Source organism: Microbispora rosea, assembly GCF_900156315.1.
Lineage (GTDB): Bacteria > Actinomycetota > Actinomycetes > Streptosporangiales > Streptosporangiaceae > Microbispora > Microbispora rosea.
This window is the reverse complement of record NZ_FTNI01000009.1, coordinates 235,906-254,079: the sequence shown is the minus strand read 5'-3', so window position 1 is coordinate 254,079 and position 18,174 is coordinate 235,906. Positions and strand designations below refer to the sequence as shown.

The following is an 18,174-nucleotide window of genomic DNA, read 5'->3' as shown; positions in this document are numbered from 1 at the left end:
GGGCCACCCCCAGTCGTCACTCCGTGCAGGTCACTCCGAGAAGACCGGGACTCCGTCGCGGACGAGCTTCCAGTTCGGCTCGGCGAACGAGGCCGGGTCGATGGTGCCGGTCGCGGCGGCGTACTCGATCAGCGCCTGGCGGATCTCCACCTGGGCGTTGTAGACCACCGGGGCGGTCGAGACGTGCGGGAAGCCGCCGCCGCCCGACTGGCGGTAGTTGTTGATGGCCACGACGAACTGCTGGTCGGCGGTGACGGGCTTGCCCTGGTAGGACAGGCCGACGACGCGCTGGCCGACCGGCTTGGAGATGTCGATGTCGTACGTCACGCCGGAGAGCTGGTCGTAGTTGTAGTCGGGCGTGCCGCCGGCGTTGGTGAGCGTGGCGAGGTCGATCGGCGCGCCCGGGGCGACCTGGGCGAAGTACTTCGCCGAATACTCCAGGAAGTCCTTGATCTGTGTGCCGTTGAGCTTGATGCCGAGCAGGGTGTTGTCGTAGACGTACAGCCCGGCCATGTCGCGGACGCTGACCGGCCCGGCCGGGAACACGGCGGTGCGGCTGAACGGCGCGGCGATCGACAGCACGGGCAGCGAGGCGTCGGCGGTGCCGGCGAGGGCCTTGCTGACGAGGTCGGTCTGGACCTTCTGGATGTAGTCGAGGATCGGCGTGTCCTTGTACGGCGACTCGGCCGCCGACAGCTCCTGGGTGGACTGGGCGATGACCTTGTTGACGTAGCCGACGGTCTTGTCGTGCGCGTCCTTCATCAGCGCGACAATCTTCGGGTCCTCGGCCACCGTGTTGGTGTTGAGCGTGGTGGACGACTTGCCGGTCACCGTCCACTTCCCGCGCTCCTTGGCGAGCGTGAAGTCGACGACGCTGAGGCGCTGGCCCCACTTGCTGGGCTCGGTCAGCAGCACCTGCTGCCCGGTGACCTTGTTGGTGACGAAGCGCTGGGGCACCTCGTTGTGCGCGTGGCCGAACAGCACGGCGTCGATGCCCGGCACCTGCTCGGCGACCATGGCGGCGGCGTTCTCCACCGGCAGGTCGGAGCCGTAGGACGACAGGCCGTCGTCGCCCGCGTGGGCGGTGACCAGCACCACGTCGGCGCCGCGGTCGCGGATGACCGGCACCCACTTCTTGGCGGTCGCGACGAGGTCGAGGAACTTCAGTTTGCCGTCGACGTTCGCCTTGTCCCAGATCGCGACGCCGGGGTTGGTGAGGCCGAGCACGCCCACCTTGATCGGCTTCTCGCCCTTGACCTTCATGGTCTTGATGACGTACGGCTCGTAGGCCGGCTGGCCGGTCGTGGCCGAGACGGCGTTGGCGCCGAGGACCGGCGCCTTCATCTGCTTGACCCATGCGCCGAGCAGCGGCAGGCCGTAGTTGAACTCGTGGTTGCCCAGCGTCACGGCGTCGTACCCGATGGCGTTCATGGCCTTGGCCATGGGGTGGATCGCGCCGGTCGAGGTGATCGGCTCGATCTTCGCGTAGTAGTAGTCCAGCGGCGTGCCCTGGAGGGTGTCACCGGAGTCGAACAGCATGGTGTGGTCGGCGCCGCGGTCGGCCCTGATCTTCGACACCATCGTCGAGATCTTCGCCAGGCCCACGTCGTTGTGCGCGCTGTCGTCGTACTCCGCGTTCTTGTAGTAGTCCCAGTTGAGCGCGTTTCCGTGGATGTCGGAGCTGGCCATGACGGTGATCTTGACCGTGTGGCTCGGGGCCGCTGTGGCGGGGGTGCCGGGCAGGAGGAGACCGAGGGCCACGACGCCGGCGCCCGCGGTCAGCCTGATCGCTGAACTCATGCTGCGTGACGATAGTGACTCGCCATTACCAAGTGGTCACGAAGTCCTTAACCGGACATGTCGCTACAAGGTGACACGCTTGTCACCCAGGGCGAGTCACGCCGTGGGTAGGACGAGTGGGATGGCGGACAAACTCGAGACCTACCGGGCCAAGCGCGACGCGACGCGTACCCGCGAGCCGATCCCCACCGAAGGACCGCTGCCGCGGGGCGAGGACGACACGTTCGTCATCCAGGAGCACCACGCCCGGTCGCTGCACTGGGACCTGCGCCTGGAGCGGGGCGGCGTGCTGGTCTCCTGGGCGATTCCCAAGGGCCTGCCGCCCGACCCCGCGACCAACCACCTCGCCGTCCACACCGAGGACCACCCCATGGAGTACGCCCGGTTCGAGGGCGAGATCCCCAAGGGCGAGTACGGCGGCGGCACGATGACGATCTGGGACCGCGGCCACTACGCGACCGAGAAGTGGAGCGACCGCGAGGTCAAGATCGTGCTGAGCGGCTCCCGGGTCGCGGGCCGCTACGTGCTGTTCCAGACCCGGGGGCGCAACTGGATGATCCGCCGGATGGACCCGCCCAGCGGGCGGTGGGAGCCTCCGCCCGCCTCGCTCGCGCCGATGACGCCGGTGACCCGCGCCCGCGTGCCGCGCGACCCCGAGGCGTACGCCTGGGAGTTCTGGTGGGGCGGCACGCGAGCGCTCGCCTACGTGGAGGGCGGCCGGCTCGCGCTGCGCGACGCGGCCGGCGCGGACGTCACCGGCGAGCACCGCTGGCTGCGCCCGCTGGCCGAGTCGTTCGGCAGCAGGGCCGTCGTGCTGGACGGCGAGGTCGTCACGTTCGCGGGCACCCCCGTCTACGTCGCCTACGACCTGCTCTACGACGACGGCCGGTCGTTGCTCGGCGAGCCGTTCGAGCGCCGCCGCGCGGGGCTGGAGGACCTCGCGGTGAACGGGCCGCGCTGGCAGACGGCGCCGTCCTGGCCCGGGGAGGCCGACGCGGTGCGGCGGGCGGCGGCCGAGCAGGGCATGCCCGGTGTCGTGGGCAAGCGCCTCGACTCCGCGTACGCGCCGGGGGAGGAGTCCCCCGCCTGGGTGCGGCCGCCCGGGAAGGCCCAGGGTAAGGCCGGTGGTGCGGGGTAGGGAGGACGAGGGGGAGGTGGCGAGATGTCCGAGCAGCACCACCCGGTCACCGGCGAGCACAAGTACGAGCAGGAGATCTCCTCTTCCGAGGAGCACGAGGAGCGCCCCGGACGCAGCCTGATCACGACCGACCACGAGGTCATCAGGCGTTGGGCCGAGGAACGGGACGCCAGACCCGTCACCGTTACCGGCACAGAGCATGAGGGCCGTCCCGGCGTCCTCCGGTTCGACTTCCAGGGCTACGGCGGCGAAGACCTGAAGGAGATCTCCTGGGACGAGTGGTTCACGACGTTCGAGGAGCGCAACCTCAACTTCATCTACCAGGAGCACCGCAAGGACGGCAGCCCGAGCAACTTCTTCCGGCTGGAGAACCCCGAGCGCGAGGACGCCTGAGCCCCTTCCGCCCAGCCGTCCTGTGTTAGTGCGTGCCGCCGTCCCGGGTTCGCTCGCCGTCCTGTGCGGCGGGGCCGGCCGACCGGAGCAGGCCGAGCTCGGCGGCGTAGTCCTCCAGCTTGGTCCGCAGCTGCCGGCGTCCCCGGTGCAGCCGCGACATGACCGTGCCGATGGGGACGTCCGTGATCTGGGCGATCTCCTTGTAGGCGAAGCCCTCCACGTCGGCGAGGTAGACCGCCAGCCGGAAGTCCTCGGGCAGCTCCTGCAGCGCATGCTTCACCCGCGAGTCGGGCAGCCCGTCCAGGGCCTCCACCTCGGCGGACCTGAGTCCCGACGAGGTGTGCGAGGCCGCCTCGGCGAGCTGCCAGTCCTCGACGTCCTCGGCCGCAGACCGCTGCGGCTGCCGCTGCTGCCTGCGGTAGGTGTTGATGTAGGTGTTGGTCAGGATGCGGTACAGCCAGGCCCGCAGGTTCGTGCCCTCGCGGAACTGATGGAAGTTGCTGAAGGCCCGCATGTAGACGTCCTGCACCAGGTCTTCGGCGTCGGCGGGGTTTCGGGCGAGCCGTAGGGCGCCGGCGTAGATCTGGTCGATGTACGGCAGCGCGTCCCGCTCGAACCGCAGCCGCCGTCGTTCGACCGCCGTGTCGTCGACGATCGTCATGTCCCCACCTCCTTGAGAGCCTTCCTCTATCAGTTACGACCGCTTTGTCCGGTCCGGTCGCACGGTTCGCCTACCCCTGGTCTCCCTTTCAACACGGTTCGCCGGTCTGTTTTCGGCTATCGCGCCCGCTCCTCGCGGCCTGACCGAATGCCCGCGCCGCCCGAGGGTACGCGAAGACGGAGAGGCAGCAGCCCGAGGAGGAGGCCATGCCGAAGGACAACGCGGGGCCGGAGCACGTGATCCCGGAGCGGCTGCCGCCGCTGGCGCAGTCACCCGACGTGGAGCCCGGGACGGACCTGGACGGAGGCGCGTCCGGCGACTGGCACGCCCCCGGCGCCGACTCGCCCGACGACGTCGAGGAACCCGCCGACGAGTGACCCGTGTCGGACGAGCGTTCAGGCGGCGTCGCGGCGACCGGCCGGCGGGACCCTGCCACCGGGAGCAGGGCCTCCCGGAGCAGGGCCTCCCGGAGCAGGGCCGCCGGGCGTGGGGCCTCCGGGCTTACGGTCTCCGGGAGGCGGCGGGGCGAGGTCGGCGCCACGTGGCGTCCGGTACGGCTCGCGCGCCCGCAGGTCCACTGTCTGGATGGTCCGGCTGATGTCGGTGGGCGTGACCAGGCCGACGAGGTGACCGTCGTCGTCGAGCACCACGGCCCGGCCGTCCGCGCCGCCGCTCATCCGCTGGAGCAACTCGGTGAGCAGGTCGCCGGGGTGCGCGGTGGGCACCTCCGACGGCGGGCACGCGACGTCCCGCAGCCGGGTGGTCGGCCGGTCGCCGGGCGGCACCCGCCGGACGCGGCCCAGGGTCACCAGCCCCGCGAAGCGGCCGTCGTCGTCCAGCAGCGGATAGGTGGACAGGTGGCGGCGCAGCACGAGCCGGTCGACCAACCCGGCCACGGTCTCGTCAGGATGGGCGACGACCGGGTCGCGCGACATCACCTCGCCCACTGTGATCCCGTGCAGAGCGGCGTCGATCTGCGTCTGCTGCTCCTCCGCGGTGGCCGCGTTCACCAGGAACAGGCCGATCAGGGCCAGCCAGAATCCCTGGAGGCCGAGGCCGGAGACGAGGTTGAGGAAGCCGAGCGCGATCAGGATGTAGCCGAAGATTCGGCCCGCCCGCGCGGCGGCCACGGCGGCCCGCATGCGGTCGTGCCAGCGGGCCCACAGGAAGGCGCGCAGCACCCGGCCGCCGTCCAGCGGCGCGGCGGGCACCAGATTGAACACGGCGAGCAGCACGTTCACCGCGGCCAGATAGGCGAACATGCCGCTGACCAGCGGCGGCGCCGCGATGGCCGAGACTCCCCAGGACACGAGGGCGAAGAGGCCGCCGAGCACGACGCTGGTCAACGGCCCCACCCCGGCGATCTTGAGGTCGGCGCCGGGGGAGCGGGGCTCGCCGCGCAGTTCGGCCACCCCGCCGAGCAGCCAGAGCGTGATGCCGTTGACCTCCACTCCGTGCCGCCTGGCGACGATCGCGTGGGCCAGCTCGTGCGCGAGCAGTGAGGCCAGGAAGAGCAGGGCCGACACCACCGCGGCCAGCACGTACGCCGCCATGGGCAGACCGGGAAAGGCGATGGGGAAGCGCCCGAAGGCCAGCCCGATGACCAGGATCACGACGATCACGATGACACTGATGTTGAGCCCGACCGGGACCCCGCCCACTCGGCCGAGACTGATCGACGATCGCATCCTGCCACCCCCCTCCGCTGTGACTGGCCTACCCACAAAGGTGCAGGTCACGCGAGGGTCGGCGACCTGGCGACCCTTGACGAACGGTCAGCGGGGCCGCCGCCGGGATCGCCGTGCGGAAATTGCGCAACTCTGTAAGAAACGGGACCCTCTCGTGGCGTTCCGGCGGCGTAACCGTGGGCGACGTCTGACCGGACTCTGGCTAATGTTGTTGCACTGCGTTGCATACCGACCGTCGAAGGACTGTCGTCATGTCGGATCCATGGGCTGTGAAACGCCAGCTGGCCGACGCGCTGAACGAACACGACCTGGAGGCCCTGCTCGATACCTTCAGCCCGGACGCCGTCCTCGTCTCGCCTTTCGGAGTGGCGGAGGGACATGAGCAGATCGGGTGGATGTACGAGCAGATTTTCAAGAGCTTTCCCGACTTCCAGCTGATCGTGTGGTACGAGGCCGTCGGCTGTGAAGCGCCCCTGATGGTGGAGTGGACGGCCACGGGGACGCACCTCGGGCCGATCCTGCTGCCGGACGGGGGCGAGCTGGAGGGGACCGGTCGCCCGGTCACCTTCCGGGGCACCTGCGCGTCCTTCATTGAGGACGGCAAGATCAAAACGCATCGGGAGTACTTCGACCAGTTGGAGCTGTACACCCAGCTCGGTCTGTGCCTCACGCAAGCCACGGAAGCCTCCGGCTGAGCGCTTCGGGCGCATGGAGCGCGGGGCGCCGGCCGCCCCGGTAGCGCCCCGGTAGCGCCCCGGTAGCGCGGCGGCGGCCGCGGACCTCGCCAGGTAGTCCGCGACCGCCGCCGGCGGATCACCTCAGATAGATGTTCGGCCTGACCGGGGCGGACATGCCGTCGCCCAGGAAGAAGCCAGTGTGCGGCGGCTGGTTGTAGGCGGTGTTCTGCCAGGCGACCGCCAGGCGGTATGTGGGGTCGTGCATCAGCGTGTAGACCTGGCGGTTCGTCGCCGTGGTCGTGCTGTAGATCCGCAGGGCGGTGTTGTCGCTCGTCGGCCAGACGACCTCCTCGCGCCAGTCGCCGAACAGGTCGGCCGACAGCGACGGGGTGGACTTGGTGCCGTTGTTGGAGTGGACGCCGCTGGCGGTCAGCAGTCTCGTGTCGCCGCCGGTGCCGTACTTGTCGATGTGGGTGCCGTCGAGCAGTTCCCTGACCGGGTCGGCGTCCCACCAGGCGAGGAAGTTCGCCGAACCCGGCTTGCGCCCGAGGTTCTGCCCCCTGGTGTTGAAGATGCCGCTGACGCCGGACGACCACGACTCGGCGCCCGGGCTGCCGGACCAGACGTCGTCGGAGACGCCGCGGCCGTTGTCGCAGCCGCAGGAGGCGTTGCTCCAGATGATCGAGCCGGTGCGGGCGTCGGCCATCCACGCCGCGGCCTTGCTGGTGTCCTCGTCCACCTTGAACACCTCCAGCCCGGCGCGCGACGGGTCGAGGTCGCCGACGTGCAAGGCGTCGCCGTGGCCGTTGCGGGTGTTCCACAGCGCCGAGCCGTTGTCGTTGATCGCCATCGCGCCGAAGACGATCTCGTCCCTGCCGTCGGCGTCCACGTCGGCGACGGCCAGGTTGTGGTTGCCCTGGCCGGTGTACTGGCTGCCGGCGGAGTCGGAGTCGAACTTCCACCGCTCGACCAGGGAGCCGTTGCGGAAGTCCCAGGCCGCGATGACCGTACGGGTGTAGTAGCCGCGCGACATGACCAGCGACGGGCGGGCGCCGTCGAGGTAGGCGGTGGCCGCGAGGAACCGGTCCACCCGGTTGCCGTACGAGTCGCCCCACGAGGAGACCGTCCCGCGCGGCGGGTCGTAGTTCACCGTGGACATGGCCGCGCCGGTCTGGCCGTTGAACATGGTCAGATATTCGGGACCGGACAGGACGTAGCCGGAGGAGTTGCGGTAGTCGGCCGAGGAACTGCCGATGACCCTCCCGGCGCCGTCCCTGGTGCCGTCGGCGGTCTTCATCGCCACCTCGGCCTTGCCGTCGCCGTCGTAGTCGTACACCTGGAACTGCGTGTAGTGGGCGCCGGCGCGGATGTTGCGGCCGAGGTCGATGCGCCACATCCGGGTGCCGTTCAGCTTGTACGCGTCGACGAACACGTCGCCGGTGTAGCCGGACTGGGAGTTGTCCTTGGCGTTGGACGGGTCCCACTTCAGCACGAACTCGTACTGCCCGTCGCCGTCGAGGTCGCCGACGCTCGCGTCGTTGGCGCTGTAGGAGTAGCCGACTCCGTCGGGTGTGGTGCCGCCGGACGGCGGCTGGATGGGCACGTCGAGGTGGTCGCCGCCGGTGAAACGCAGCGACGTCTCAGACGCCGCCTGCTCCGCGCCGTTCACCACGGCCCGCACCGTGTACGCGGCGTCGGCGGCGGCCCCGGAGTCGAAGTAGTTCGTGGAGTTGGTGATCGGCGAGGAGTTCAGCTTCGTCGAGCCCCGGTAGACGTTGAACCCGGTGCCGATGCTCTCGGTGCCGAGCAGGCGCCAGGAGACCAGGTTGCCGCTGCCCGACCGCACGCTGATCAGGCCGCGGTCGAGGTCCTCCATCTGCCGCGCGCCCGCCGGGATGCTCGTGGGGCTGGGGGAGGGACTGGGCGTGGGGCTGGGCGTGGGGCTGGGCGTCGGGCTCGCCGAAGGGCTTGCGGAAGGGCTCGCGGAGGGCGACCGGGTCGGGCTCGCGCTGGGACTCGCGGAGGGGCTGCTCGTGACCCCGCCGGTGCAGGTGGTGCCGTTCAGCGCGAAGCTCGCGGGCACGGGGTTGGACGAGTCGTTCCATGAGCCGTTGAAGCCGAACGACGTCGTGCCGCCGGTGGGGATCGAGGCGTTGTAGCCGGCGTCCTTGGCGCTGACCTGCGCACCGCTCTGGGTGACCGTGGCGTTCCACGCCTGCGTGACGGCCTGGCCCGCCGTGAACGACCAGGTGAGCGTCCAGCCGTTGACGGCGTCGCCGAGATTGGTGATCGCGACGTTGGCTCCGAATCCGCCCTGCCACTGGTTGGTCACCTGGTAGTCCACCCGGCAGCCCGCCGCCGCCGAGGCGGGCAGGGCCTGCAGGACCCCGGTCCCGGCGAGCGCGGCGGCCGAGGCCACGGCGGCGACCAGAGCGGATCTTCGTCGTGTGGTCATCTGGAACTCCATGAGGGGGTGCCGACGGGGGCGCGGGGTTCGGCCGTGCGGGCGCCGGAGGCGTGGGAGTGATCGCGACTCTCCGATGCGGGACCTCCGTGGTCGGGCCGGGCCCCGGCGGGTACGGTCGCGGGTGCGGTGCGACGGGATAGCGCCGGGTGCGTCATCACAACGCGAAACCGGCGGGGTGGTCAATCAGCCCGGTTCACCGATGTGAACGCAATCATCCGAGGCATCCAGGAATCGGCGATCTGCGGCTGGTAGGAGCCGCTGCGGGCGTGTCACCTGCACATCGACGCCGGGCGCCGATCATTGTAACTTTCAGCGACGCCGGCTTTCCGGGACTGTGAACGATCACAGATCTGACCTCTCGCCCACCGCTTCGAGGCTCGTACGGAGCCGCTGCATCCGCCCCGCCGTTCCGGTTCGAAATCCCAGAAGGGAGCCGTCGCGTGTCCGGCCGGGGAGGAGATCCGCTCATGCCACAGCCCGCCACGGTGATCGTCGTCGGCGCGGGGCTCGCGGGCCTCGCCTGCGCCTGGCACCTGCGTCAGGAGGGGGTGCCGGTGCGCGTCCTGGAGGCGTCCGACGGAGTGGGCGGCCGGATCCGCACCGACGTGGTGGACGGCTTCCGGCTCGCCTGGGGCTACCAGATCTTCAACACCAGCTACCCCGAGGCCCGCCGGGTCCTCGACATCGCCGCGCTGGACCTGCGGCGGTTCACCAACGGAGCGATGATCTTCAAGGACGGCCGGCGCGAGCGGGTCGCGCTGCCCTGGCGGCATCCCCGGCACGCGCTCAGCGGCCTGCTCGCCCCGGTGGGCACGCCGTTCGACAAGGCGGTGCTCGCCGCGGTGACCGCCCGCGACCTGCTGCTCCCCGACTTCCTCGTACGGCGGCGCGGCAGCGCCGGGCGCACCACCCTGGCCGAGCTGCGGCGCTGGGGCGCGTCCCCCGAGATCGTCGAGAACCTGTTCCGCCCCCTCCTCGCGGGAGTCGTGCTGGAACGGGAGCTGGAGACCTCCGGCCGGATCTTCCACCTCCTGTGGCGGTCGTTCTCCCGCGGCAGGATCGGCGTGCCGGCCCTCGGCATGGAGCGGATTCCCGCGCAGCTCGCCGCCCGCCTGCCGGAGGACGCGATCTCTCTGGAGACGCCGGTGAGCGCGCTGACGGCCGACGGCGTGGCCCTCGCGGGCGGGGGCGAGATCGCGGGCGCGGCCGTGGTGGTGGCGGTGGATCCGCCCACCGCGGCGCGGCTGGTGCCCGGTCTGCCGGTGCCCGCGATGCGGCCGGTCACGACCTTCTACCACGCCGCCCCCGCCTCGCCCCTCGGCGAGCCCACGCTGGTCGTGGACGTGGAGGGGATCGTCACCGACACGATCGTGATCACCGACGCCGCGCCCGGGTACTCCGCGGACGGCCGCGCGCTGATCGCCACCTCGGTCCTCGGCGTACACGGGGACCGGGACGAGCCGCGGGTGCGGACCCGGCTCACCGAGATCTACGGCGACACCTCGTCGTGGGAGCACGTCGCGACCTACGCGATCGAGGCGGCCCTGCCCGCAATGCCGCCCCCGATGCCGTTGCGCCGCCCGGTTCGTCTTGAGGCGGTGGGGCTGGGCGCCGGGCGCTACGTGTGCGGCGACCACCGGGACACCGGCTCCCACCAGGGCGCGCTGGTCTCCGGACGGCGGGCCGCCCGGGCGGTGCTTGAGGACCTGCGCCGGGCGGCGCGGGTGCGGCGCCGTCGCGCCGCCCCGGCCCCGGCCCGTCAGCCCTGAGCCCGCCGCGCCTACCCGTCGCCGTTGCCGGGCAGGTCGAGCCAGCGCTGCATGCGGACGATGAGCTCCTCGGCGTCCACCGGCTTGGTGACGTAGTCGCTCGCGCCCGACGACAGCGTCTTCTCCCGGTCGCCGTGCATGGCCTTGGCGGTGACCGCGATGATCGGCAGCCGGGCGAAGCGCGGCATGGAGCGGATGGCGGTGGTGGCGGCGTAGCCGTCCATCTCCGGCATCATGACGTCCATCAGCACCAGGTCCACGTCGTCGTTGCGCATCAGCATCTCGATGCCCTTGCGGCCGTTCTCCGCGTACAGCACCTGCATGCCGTGCAGTTCGAGGATCGTGGTGAGCGCGAAGACGTTGCGCACGTCGTCGTCCACGACCAGCACCTTGCGGCCCACGAGCGCGCTGTCGACCTCCCCGAGCTCCTGCGCCCCCTCCTCCGAGGCCGGCTGCACGAGCGGCAGGACGCTGCCGGGCTCCTCGGCGGACAGGTGCAGGGCGATCCGCTCGCGCAGCTCGTCGAGGCTGGGCAGGCGCTCCAGCGGCTGGTTGCGGGAGCGCACCTGCAGCAGGTCCTCCTGCGGGCGCGACAGCTTGCGCGAGTGGTGCGCGAGCACGGGCAGCGCGCGCAGCGCGGGATCGGCGTCGAGCCCCTTGAGGAAGTCGGCCGCGGCGTCGTGCGGCATGCCGAGGTCGAGCACGACGCAGTGCACGCTCTCCTGACGCAGCATCGACAGCGCGGACTGGGCGTGGCTCGCGGTCGACACCTGGACCGGCCCGTGGGTGTCGTGCAGGTCGGCCGCGACGCTCTGGGCGAGCATGGACAGCAGGCCGCCGGGCTTGGCCTCGACGACCAGCAGGCGGCGTCCCGCCCTGCCGTTCCTGCCGCCCGAGGTCTGCGCCGCCGCGGGCCCATCGTGCGCGGTGACGAAGTGCCCTGCGACAGAGTCCCCCGCGACAGGGTGCTCGGTGAAGGAGTACCCGGTGAGGGAGTGCTCGGTGACGGAGGGAGAGGCGATCAGCCGCGGCTCGTCCTCCCGCGTCTCGGGTTCGTCCCGCTGCCTGCCGTCGAAGTGGGCCAGCGGGAGGTAGAGCGTGAACGTGCTGCCCTCACCCAGCGTGCTGGCCGCGCGGATCTCGCCGCCGAGCAGGGTCGCGATCTCGCGGCTGATCGACAGGCCGAGGCCGGTGCCGCCGTACTTGCGGCTGGTGGTGCCGTCGGCCTGCTGGAAGGCGTCGAAGATCTGCGAGAGGTTCTCCGCGGCGATGCCGATGCCGGTGTCGATCACATGGCAGGCCAGGATCTCCTGGCCGGCGGCGCCCGGCAGGTCCACGTCGGCCGCTCGTTCGATGCGCAGCTCGACCGAGCCCGACTCGGTGAACTTGACCGCGTTCGACAGCAGGTTGCGCAGCACCTGCCGCAGCCGCTGCTCGTCGGTGAGCAGCTGGGCCGGCACGTCGGAGGCCACCGTCACCTCGAACCGCAGCCCCTTCTGGGTGGTCAGCGGGCGGAAGTTGGCGTCCACGTAGTCGAGCAGCTGACGCAGGCTGACCGGCTCCGGCGTGACGTCCATCTTGCCGGCCTCGATCTTGGACAGGTCGAGGATGTCGTTGATGAGCTGGAGCAGGTCGGTACCGGCCGAGTGGATGACGTTGGCGTATTCCACCTGCTTGGGGGTGAGATTGCGGGTGGGGTTCTGGGAGAGGAGCTGCGCCAGGATGAGCAGCGAGTTGAGCGGGGTGCGCAGCTCGTGGCTCATGTTGGCGAGGAACTCGCTCTTGTACTTGGACGCGAGCGCGAGCTGCTGGGCCCGGTCCTCCAGCTCCTGGCGCGCCTGCTCGATCTCGCTGTTCTTGGTCTCGATGTCGCGGTTCTGCTGGGCCAGCAGCTCCGCCTTCTCCTCCAGCTCGGCGTTCGAGCGCTGCAGCTCCTCCTGCCGCACCTGCAGCTCGGTGGCGAGCCGCTGCGACTCGGCCAGCAGCGCGTCGGTTCGGGCGTTGGCCACGATCGTGTTGACGTTGACGCCGATCGTCTCGACGAGCTGCTCGAGGAAGGCGCGGTGGATGCTGGCGAAGCGCCCCAGGCTGGCCAGCTCGATCACGCCGAGCACCTGGTCCTCGACCACGATCGGCAGCACGACGAGGGTGACCGGTGCGGCCTCGCCGAGACTGGACGACACGCTCAGGTAGCCCGGCGGGATGTCCTCCACCAGGATCGTCCGCCTGGACTGCGCGGCCTGGCCGACAAGCGACTCACCGAACGCGTAGCGGCGCGAGGTGTCGCGGTGGCCGTAGCAGCCGACCACCCGCAGCTCCGCGCCCGCCGGGGTCTCCTCGGCCAGCAGGAACGTGCCCTGCTGCGCGTTGACCAGCGGGGCCAGCTCGTTCATGACCAGCTCGGCGACCGCCGACAGGTCGCGGTGGCCCTGCATCAGCCCGGAGATGCGGGCGAGGTTGGTCTTGAGCCAGTCCTGCTCCTGGTTGGCCATGGTCGACTCGCGCAGGGACTCCACCATGGAGTTGACGTTGTCCTTGAGGTCGGCCAGCTCGCCCTCGGCGTCCACGGTGATCGACCGGGTCAGGTCGCCGGAGGTGACCGCGCTGGTTACCTCGGCGATCGCGCGCACCTGGCGGGTGAGGTTGCCGGCCAGCTCGTTGACGTTCTCGGTCAGGCGCTTCCAGGTGCCGGACACGCCCTCGACCTCGGCCTGGCCGCCCAGCCGGCCCTCGCTGCCCACCTCGCGGGCCACGCGGGTGACCTCGGCGGCGAACGAGGACAGCTGGTCGACCATCGTGTTGATGGTCGTCTTCAGCGCGAGGATCTCACCCCGGGCGACGACGTCGATCTTCTTGGTCAGGTCGCCCTGGGCGACGGCCGTGGTCACCAGGGCGATCGCGCGCACCTGGTTGGTGAGGTTGTCGGCCATCGAGTTGACGTTGTCGGTGAGGTCCTTCCAGGTGCCCGCCACGTTGGGCACCCGGGCCTGGCCGCCGAGCTGGCCCTCGGTGCCCACCTCGCGGGCGACGCGGGTGACCTCGTCGGCGAACGCGCTCAGCGTGTCGACCATGGTGTTGATGGTCTGGGCGAGCGCGGCGACCTCGCCCTTGGCCTCGACGGTGATCTTCTGCGACAGGTCGCCCTTGGCGACCGCCGTGGCGACCTGGGCGATCGAGCGCACCTGACTGGTGAGGTTGGACGCCATCACGTTGACGGAGTCGGTCAGGTCCTTCCAGGTGCCCGACACGCCGCGTACGGTGGCCTGGCCGCCCAGCCGGCCCTCCGTGCCCACCTCGCGGGCGACGCGGGTGACCTCGTCGGCGAAGGAGGACAGCTGGTCGACCATCGTGTTGATGGTCTCCTTCAACTCCAGGATCTCGCCGCGGGCGTCGACGCGGATCTTCTGCGACAGGTCGCCCTTGGCGACCGCGGTGGTCACCTCGGCGATGCTGCGGACCTGGTCGGTGAGGTTGTCGGCCATGACGTTCACCGACTCGGTCAGCGCCTTCCAGGTGCCGGAGACGCCCTTGACGTCGGCCTGGCCGCCCAGCCGTCCCTCGGTGCCGACCTCGCGGGCGACGCGGGTGACCTCGTCGGCGAACGACGAGAGCTGGTCGACCATGGTGTTGATGGTCTGGGCGAGCGCGGCGACCTCGCCCTTGGCCTCGACGGTGATCTTCTGCGACAGGTCGCCCTTGGCGACCGCGGTGGCGACCTGGGAGATGTTGCGGACCTGGCTGGTGAGGTTGCCGGCCATGAAGTTCACCGAGTCGGTGAGGTCGCGCCAGGTGCCGGAGACGCCCTTGACGTCGGCCTGGCCGCCGAGCTGTCCCTCGGTGCCGACCTCGCGGGCGACGCGGGTGACCTCGTCGGCGAACGACGAGAGCTGGTCGACCATGGTGTTGACGGTGTTCTTGAGTTCGAGGATCTCGCCGCGGGCGTCGACGGTGATCTTCTGGGAGAGGTCGCCCTTGGCGACGGCGGTGGTGACCTCGGCGATGGAGCGGACCTGGCTGGTGAGGTTGCCCGCCATCGCGTTCACCGAGTCGGTCAGGTCCTTCCAGGTGCCGGACACCGCCGGCACCTCGGCCTGGCCGCCGAGCTGTCCCTCGGTGCCGACCTCCCGCGCCACGCGCGTCACCTCGGAGGTGAACAGGGAGAGCTGGTCGACCATCCCGTTGAAGACGGTCGCGATCTCCGTCAGCAGGCCGTCTCCGTCCTCGGGAAGCCGGGTGCCGAAGTCGCCGTCCCGTACGGCGGTGAGGCCGGCCAGGAGCTGCCGCAGATCCAGTTCGGGGTCACCGCCGGCGGCGCGCGCTGATCGCGACCGCTTCGCGGTGCCTGCCCTCTCGACCATGTCCACCCTCGCGATCACCGTCATGAACAGGAAAAGAAAGCATATAAACCACTGCAGAACGCTTCGGCTCCCGTGACTGCGGGCGCGGACGCAGCAGGTACACCGGCCTGCAAGGCTACCGGGCGGACGATCTCCGGGGAGCGTCCCCGCAGGCGACGTGTCGGTGTCGATCGCGACTTCGGGATACATCCGCGGCGTGCACGTGCCGCGCCGCTCAGCCGGTGGAGTCGCGGCCGGCGTCGAACACCTTCTCGTAGTGGTCGCGCGCCTGCTCGACCACCGAGTCGTCGAGCCACGCGACCGGCTCGACCCGGTCGATGAGCGGCTCGTGGTCGGGACCGCGGCCCACCATGTGGCCGGTCAGCACCCATGCGTGCCGTTCCTCGTCCTTCTCGGCCAGGTGCGTGTACTTGCAGATCTGACGGGCCAGCCAGTCACGCAGGGGGAGGGTCCACCAGCGCTCGGCGTCGAGCACGGTCACCGACAGGCCGGGCAGCTCCAGGCGGCTCTCGTAGTCGACGCTCGGCTTGCCGGCGTCGGCGTCGGGCCCCTTGGAATACCGCAGGTACAGGCCGGGCCGGTGCTCCACGAGCTCGGTCAGCTCGTCGAGGTTCTTGATGGTGGGTATTCCGCTCACTTCACCCCTCCGCGGTCCCGCTCCGTCCGATCCACCTCAATACGGACCGCCACGAAGTCCGAAACGGGCCGTCCGCAACCATCCCCCGGCGGCGCTGTCCTCCCCTCCCCACCCGCCGGAAGGGCAAACCCGCACCATGGGAGCGCGCAGAGGGCCCGTGCAAGGTCAGGGAGGAGCTCCTCGCCGCGGGCGCCCGGCCGTCGCCCGCGCTCGACCGCCTGGTGCTCTGCGTGGTCGGCGCCTTCCTGGCGCTGCTGCGCGCCTGGGTGGACGGCGACATCTCCGCCACCCCCGCAGAACTCGACGCCACCTTCCGCACCGCCGTCATCCCCGGCGTGCGGCCCATGCTGGTCCAGCGATAGTCGCCGGGATCAGATGCCGGGCTTCTTGGCCTGGTAGAGCCAGGCGTCGAACAAGGGGCGGAGGTTCTGCCCACTGAGCTTCTCCGCGAGGCCGACGAAGTCGGCCGTGGTCGCGGTGCCGTGCCTGTTCTGCTGCACCCAGGTCTTCAGCAGCGGGAAGAACACCTTGTCCCCGATCTTCGTACGCAGGGCGTGGACGGTCATCGCGCCCCGGAGATACACCGCGTCCTCGTCGAACATGTGCGCCTGGCCGGGATCGCCGGTCTTCAGGTGCCAGAAGTGGCCGGTCTTCCGGTAGTGCCGGTCGAAGATCTCCTTGGCGGACGGCCCGCCGTGCTGCTCCTGGTAGAGCCATTCGGCGTACGTCGCGAAGCCCTCGTTGAGCCAGATGTCGCGCCAGCTGCGCACGCCGACGCTGTCGCCGAACCACTGGTGCGCCAGCTCGTGCACGATCTCCAGGTTGTCGCTCGGGCCGCCGCTGTAGACGGGCCGGCCCTGCGTCTCCAGCGCGGTCACCGAGCCGTCGCCGTCGGCGATGCCGCCCGTGGAGGAGAACGGGTAGGGGCCGAAGAGCCCGGTCTCCCAGGCCACCGCCTTCGCCGTGAAGTCGTGCAGGTTCTCCGACTCGTCCGCCAGCGACGGGTCGTAGGCGGTCACGTTGGGCATGCCGTCGACCGTGCCCTCGCTGACCACGAAGCGCCCGATGGCGACCGTGGCGAGGTAGGGCGCCATCGGCTGCCTCATCTCCCACCGCACGGTCCTGTAGCCGTCGTCGTCCGCGCCGTCGGTCCCCGTACGCTCGCCGTTGGCCAGCACGGTGAGGTCCTCGGGCGCGGACACCCGGAAGGAGAAGGTGGCCTTGTCAGCCGGGCTGTCGTTGGCCGGGAACCAGCTGCGCGCGCCGTCCGGCTGGGACGCCACGAACGCGCCGTCCCTGGTCCTGATCCATCCCTGCTGACCGGTCGCGTCCGAGACCGCCTTCGGGGCGCCGGCATAGGAGACCGCGACCGTGAACGTGCTTCCCGCCCTCAGCCCGTTCGGCGGGGTGACGACCAGTTCCTGGCCGTCGCGCCGGTATGCGGCCCGGGCGCCGTCCACCAGTACGCCGCTGATCGGCGGCCCGGAGAAGTCGAGGTTGAACTGCGACAGGTTCTGGGCGGCGGTCGCGGTGATCGTCGTGGTGGCGTCCAACTTATGGCCGTCGGGATCGAACCGCAGGCGCAGGTCGTAGTGCCCGACGTCGTAGCCGCCGTTGCCCTGGAGGGGATAGTAGGGGTCGCCCGTCCCCGCCGCCCCGGGGAGGAAGGTGACCGGCTCCGCGGCGGCCGGGGCGGCCGGAACGGCCGAGGACGCGATCAGGGTGAGCCCCGCGGCGAGGGCGGCTAATTTACGCACCATTCCCCCATAATGGGGATTTTTGCCGGAAAGCGGTAATTTAGTCACATTCGTCACTTTTATGGCGATTTTCGCACGAGTCACACGGGTCACTCACCCGGTCATCGCCGCGTCCACGAGGTCGAGGGCGAGATCCTGCGCGTGCCGCACCGGCAGACCGGCGTCGGTGAACCAGTCGTCGGTGGCCTCCGGATGCGGGCCGACCACGGCGACCCGGCCCGCGCCGTACGGCGTGACGAGGGCGGCGACGGCGCCGTTGGGGTAGGTGGCGAGGACGCTGGCCCTGTTGCCCGGTTCGAGCAGGAAGCAGGGGCCGTCCTGGAAGAACACGGTCCTGTCCTGGCTGCGCCACCGCACGTCGACGAGCGTGTCCTCCTCGTCCTCCACCGTCGCGCCCGGCGTGGCGATGTACTGGTCGGTGTCGCCCGGCAGCAGGGCGAAGCCCGGGGTGGCTCCTGCGAGGTAGCCGCCGAGGCAGAAGCCGAGATAGCGGCCGCCGCGGGCGACGAAGTCGCGGAGCGGGCCGCGATGCCGCTTGAGGTGCCGGTAGCCGCGTGCCAGGTCACCCCCGCCGGGCTGGGCGTACACGGCGGCCGCGGCCAGCGCCTCCGCCGAGAGCGGGATCTCCTCGTGCGGGCCCGTGTAGCGGACGTCGAAGCCCCAGCGACTCCCCTCCAGCAACCCGGCGACCGCCTCCGAGCAGCCGGGAAGCGAGGCCGGGCCCCGGTAGACGAGCGCGATCGGCCGTCCGGAGCTCGACGGCGGGGCCTTCTCCTGGCGGAAGAGGCGGCCCAGGACTCCGCGTACGCCGGTGGATCCCATGGTGTTC

At 70.6% G+C, this 18,174-nt stretch carries 14 protein-coding genes; 6 read left to right on the top strand and 8 right to left on the bottom strand.

The window, feature by feature from the left end; genetic code table 11:
* Positions 1–30: 30 nt before the first annotated feature.
* On the bottom strand, positions 31–1,800 hold the full coding sequence (locus tag BXA11_RS15820; RefSeq protein WP_076435166.1) for a 5'-nucleotidase C-terminal domain-containing protein: 1,770 nt from the start codon (positions 1,798–1,800) through the stop codon (positions 31–33).
* Positions 1,801–1,921: 121 nt separating this feature from the next.
* Between BXA11_RS15820 and BXA11_RS15815 the strand changes: the two genes are divergently transcribed.
* Together BXA11_RS15815 and BXA11_RS15810 are read left to right on the top strand one after the other, a co-directional pair.
* Positions 1,922–2,938, top strand: a complete 1,017-nt coding sequence (locus BXA11_RS15815; protein ID WP_076435164.1) for a DNA polymerase ligase N-terminal domain-containing protein — start codon at positions 1,922–1,924, stop codon at positions 2,936–2,938.
* Positions 2,939–2,962: 24 nt separating this feature from the next.
* Positions 2,963–3,331, top strand: coding sequence for a hypothetical protein (locus tag BXA11_RS15810; RefSeq protein WP_076435162.1), 369 nt, complete (start codon positions 2,963–2,965; stop codon positions 3,329–3,331).
* Positions 3,332–3,356: 25 nt separating this feature from the next.
* Here the strand turns inward: BXA11_RS15810 and BXA11_RS15805 are convergent, their stop codons facing one another.
* Entirely contained in the window at positions 3,357–3,992 is a 636-nt protein-coding gene (locus BXA11_RS15805) for a sigma-70 family RNA polymerase sigma factor (protein WP_036408878.1), read from the bottom strand.
* 206 nt (positions 3,993–4,198) lie between these two features.
* Between BXA11_RS15805 and BXA11_RS43135 the strand changes: the two genes are divergently transcribed.
* A complete protein-coding gene (locus BXA11_RS43135; protein WP_156081211.1) occupies positions 4,199–4,369 on the top strand; it encodes a hypothetical protein in 171 nt (56 codons plus the stop codon).
* 18 nt (positions 4,370–4,387) lie between these two features.
* On the opposite strand, the gene BXA11_RS15800 is transcribed toward BXA11_RS43135, so the two are convergent.
* Positions 4,388–5,680 carry a site-2 protease family protein gene (locus BXA11_RS15800; protein ID WP_076435160.1) on the bottom strand — a complete coding sequence of 431 codons (1,293 nt, stop codon included), beginning with the start codon at positions 5,678–5,680 and terminating at the stop codon, positions 4,388–4,390.
* 251 nt (positions 5,681–5,931) lie between these two features.
* On the opposite strand from BXA11_RS15800, the gene BXA11_RS15795 reads away from it, so the two are divergent.
* The gene (locus BXA11_RS15795) at positions 5,932–6,375 is read left to right on the top strand and encodes an ester cyclase (protein WP_076435158.1); all 444 of its coding nucleotides are present in this window, start codon (positions 5,932–5,934) and stop codon (positions 6,373–6,375) included.
* A gap of 118 nt (positions 6,376–6,493) precedes the next feature.
* Here BXA11_RS15795 and BXA11_RS15790 read toward each other — a convergent pair whose 3' ends face one another.
* Positions 6,494–8,812, bottom strand: a complete 2,319-nt coding sequence (locus tag BXA11_RS15790) for a rhamnogalacturonan lyase family protein (RefSeq protein WP_076435231.1) — start codon at positions 8,810–8,812, stop codon at positions 6,494–6,496.
* 479 nt (positions 8,813–9,291) lie between these two features.
* Here BXA11_RS15790 and BXA11_RS15785 point away from each other — a divergent pair, with 479 nt between their 5' ends.
* Positions 9,292–10,593, top strand: a complete 1,302-nt coding sequence (locus BXA11_RS15785; protein WP_076435156.1) for an FAD-dependent oxidoreductase — start codon at positions 9,292–9,294, stop codon at positions 10,591–10,593.
* Positions 10,594–10,604: 11 nt separating this feature from the next.
* Here BXA11_RS15785 and BXA11_RS15780 read toward each other — a convergent pair whose 3' ends face one another.
* Together BXA11_RS15780 and BXA11_RS15775 are read right to left on the bottom strand one after the other, a co-directional pair.
* Positions 10,605–14,975 carry a HAMP domain-containing protein gene (locus tag BXA11_RS15780; protein ID WP_244303585.1) on the bottom strand — a complete coding sequence of 1,457 codons (4,371 nt, stop codon included), beginning with the start codon at positions 14,973–14,975 and terminating at the stop codon, positions 10,605–10,607.
* A gap of 190 nt (positions 14,976–15,165) precedes the next feature.
* The gene (locus BXA11_RS15775; RefSeq protein WP_076435154.1) at positions 15,166–15,588 is read right to left on the bottom strand and encodes a DUF6098 family protein; all 423 of its coding nucleotides are present in this window, start codon (positions 15,586–15,588) and stop codon (positions 15,166–15,168) included.
* 230 nt (positions 15,589–15,818) lie between these two features.
* Between BXA11_RS15775 and BXA11_RS45350 the strand changes: the two genes are divergently transcribed.
* On the top strand, positions 15,819–15,950 hold the full coding sequence (locus BXA11_RS45350) for a hypothetical protein (protein WP_275409758.1): 132 nt from the start codon (positions 15,819–15,821) through the stop codon (positions 15,948–15,950).
* 9 nt (positions 15,951–15,959) lie between these two features.
* On the opposite strand, the gene BXA11_RS15770 is transcribed toward BXA11_RS45350, so the two are convergent.
* A complete protein-coding gene (locus BXA11_RS15770) occupies positions 15,960–17,348 on the bottom strand; it encodes a M1 family metallopeptidase (RefSeq protein ID WP_076435152.1) in 1,389 nt (462 codons plus the stop codon).
* A 90-nt stretch (positions 17,349–17,438) separates the two neighbouring features.
* A complete protein-coding gene (locus BXA11_RS15765; RefSeq protein ID WP_143734291.1) occupies positions 17,439–18,167 on the bottom strand; it encodes a BPL-N domain-containing protein in 729 nt (242 codons plus the stop codon).
* Positions 18,168–18,174: the final 7 nt, after the last annotated feature.

Bases quoted from the DNA above. Each gene is read 5' to 3' on its own strand.
- BXA11_RS15790 (WP_076435231.1), bottom strand. From the start codon at position 8,812: ATGACCACACGACGAAGATCCGCTCTGGTCGCCGCCGTGGCCTCGGCC.
- BXA11_RS15795 (WP_076435158.1), top strand. From the start codon at position 5,932: ATGTCGGATCCATGGGCTGTGAAACGCCAGCTGGCCGACGCGCTGAAC.
- BXA11_RS15765 (WP_143734291.1), bottom strand. From the start codon at position 18,167: ATGGGATCCACCGGCGTACGCGGAGTCCTGGGCCGCCTCTTCCGCCAG.
- BXA11_RS15805 (WP_036408878.1), bottom strand. From the start codon at position 3,992: ATGACGATCGTCGACGACACGGCGGTCGAACGACGGCGGCTGCGGTTC.
- BXA11_RS15810 (WP_076435162.1), top strand. From the start codon at position 2,963: ATGTCCGAGCAGCACCACCCGGTCACCGGCGAGCACAAGTACGAGCAG.
- BXA11_RS15770 (WP_076435152.1), bottom strand. From the start codon at position 17,348: ATGGTGCGTAAATTAGCCGCCCTCGCCGCGGGGCTCACCCTGATCGCG.
- BXA11_RS15815 (WP_076435164.1), top strand. From the start codon at position 1,922: ATGGCGGACAAACTCGAGACCTACCGGGCCAAGCGCGACGCGACGCGT.
- BXA11_RS15800 (WP_076435160.1), bottom strand. From the start codon at position 5,680: ATGCGATCGTCGATCAGTCTCGGCCGAGTGGGCGGGGTCCCGGTCGGG.
- BXA11_RS43135 (WP_156081211.1), top strand. From the start codon at position 4,199: ATGCCGAAGGACAACGCGGGGCCGGAGCACGTGATCCCGGAGCGGCTG.
- BXA11_RS15780 (WP_244303585.1), bottom strand. From the start codon at position 14,975: ATGACGGTGATCGCGAGGGTGGACATGGTCGAGAGGGCAGGCACCGCG.
- BXA11_RS15785 (WP_076435156.1), top strand. From the start codon at position 9,292: ATGCCACAGCCCGCCACGGTGATCGTCGTCGGCGCGGGGCTCGCGGGC.
- BXA11_RS15820 (WP_076435166.1), bottom strand. From the start codon at position 1,800: ATGAGTTCAGCGATCAGGCTGACCGCGGGCGCCGGCGTCGTGGCCCTC.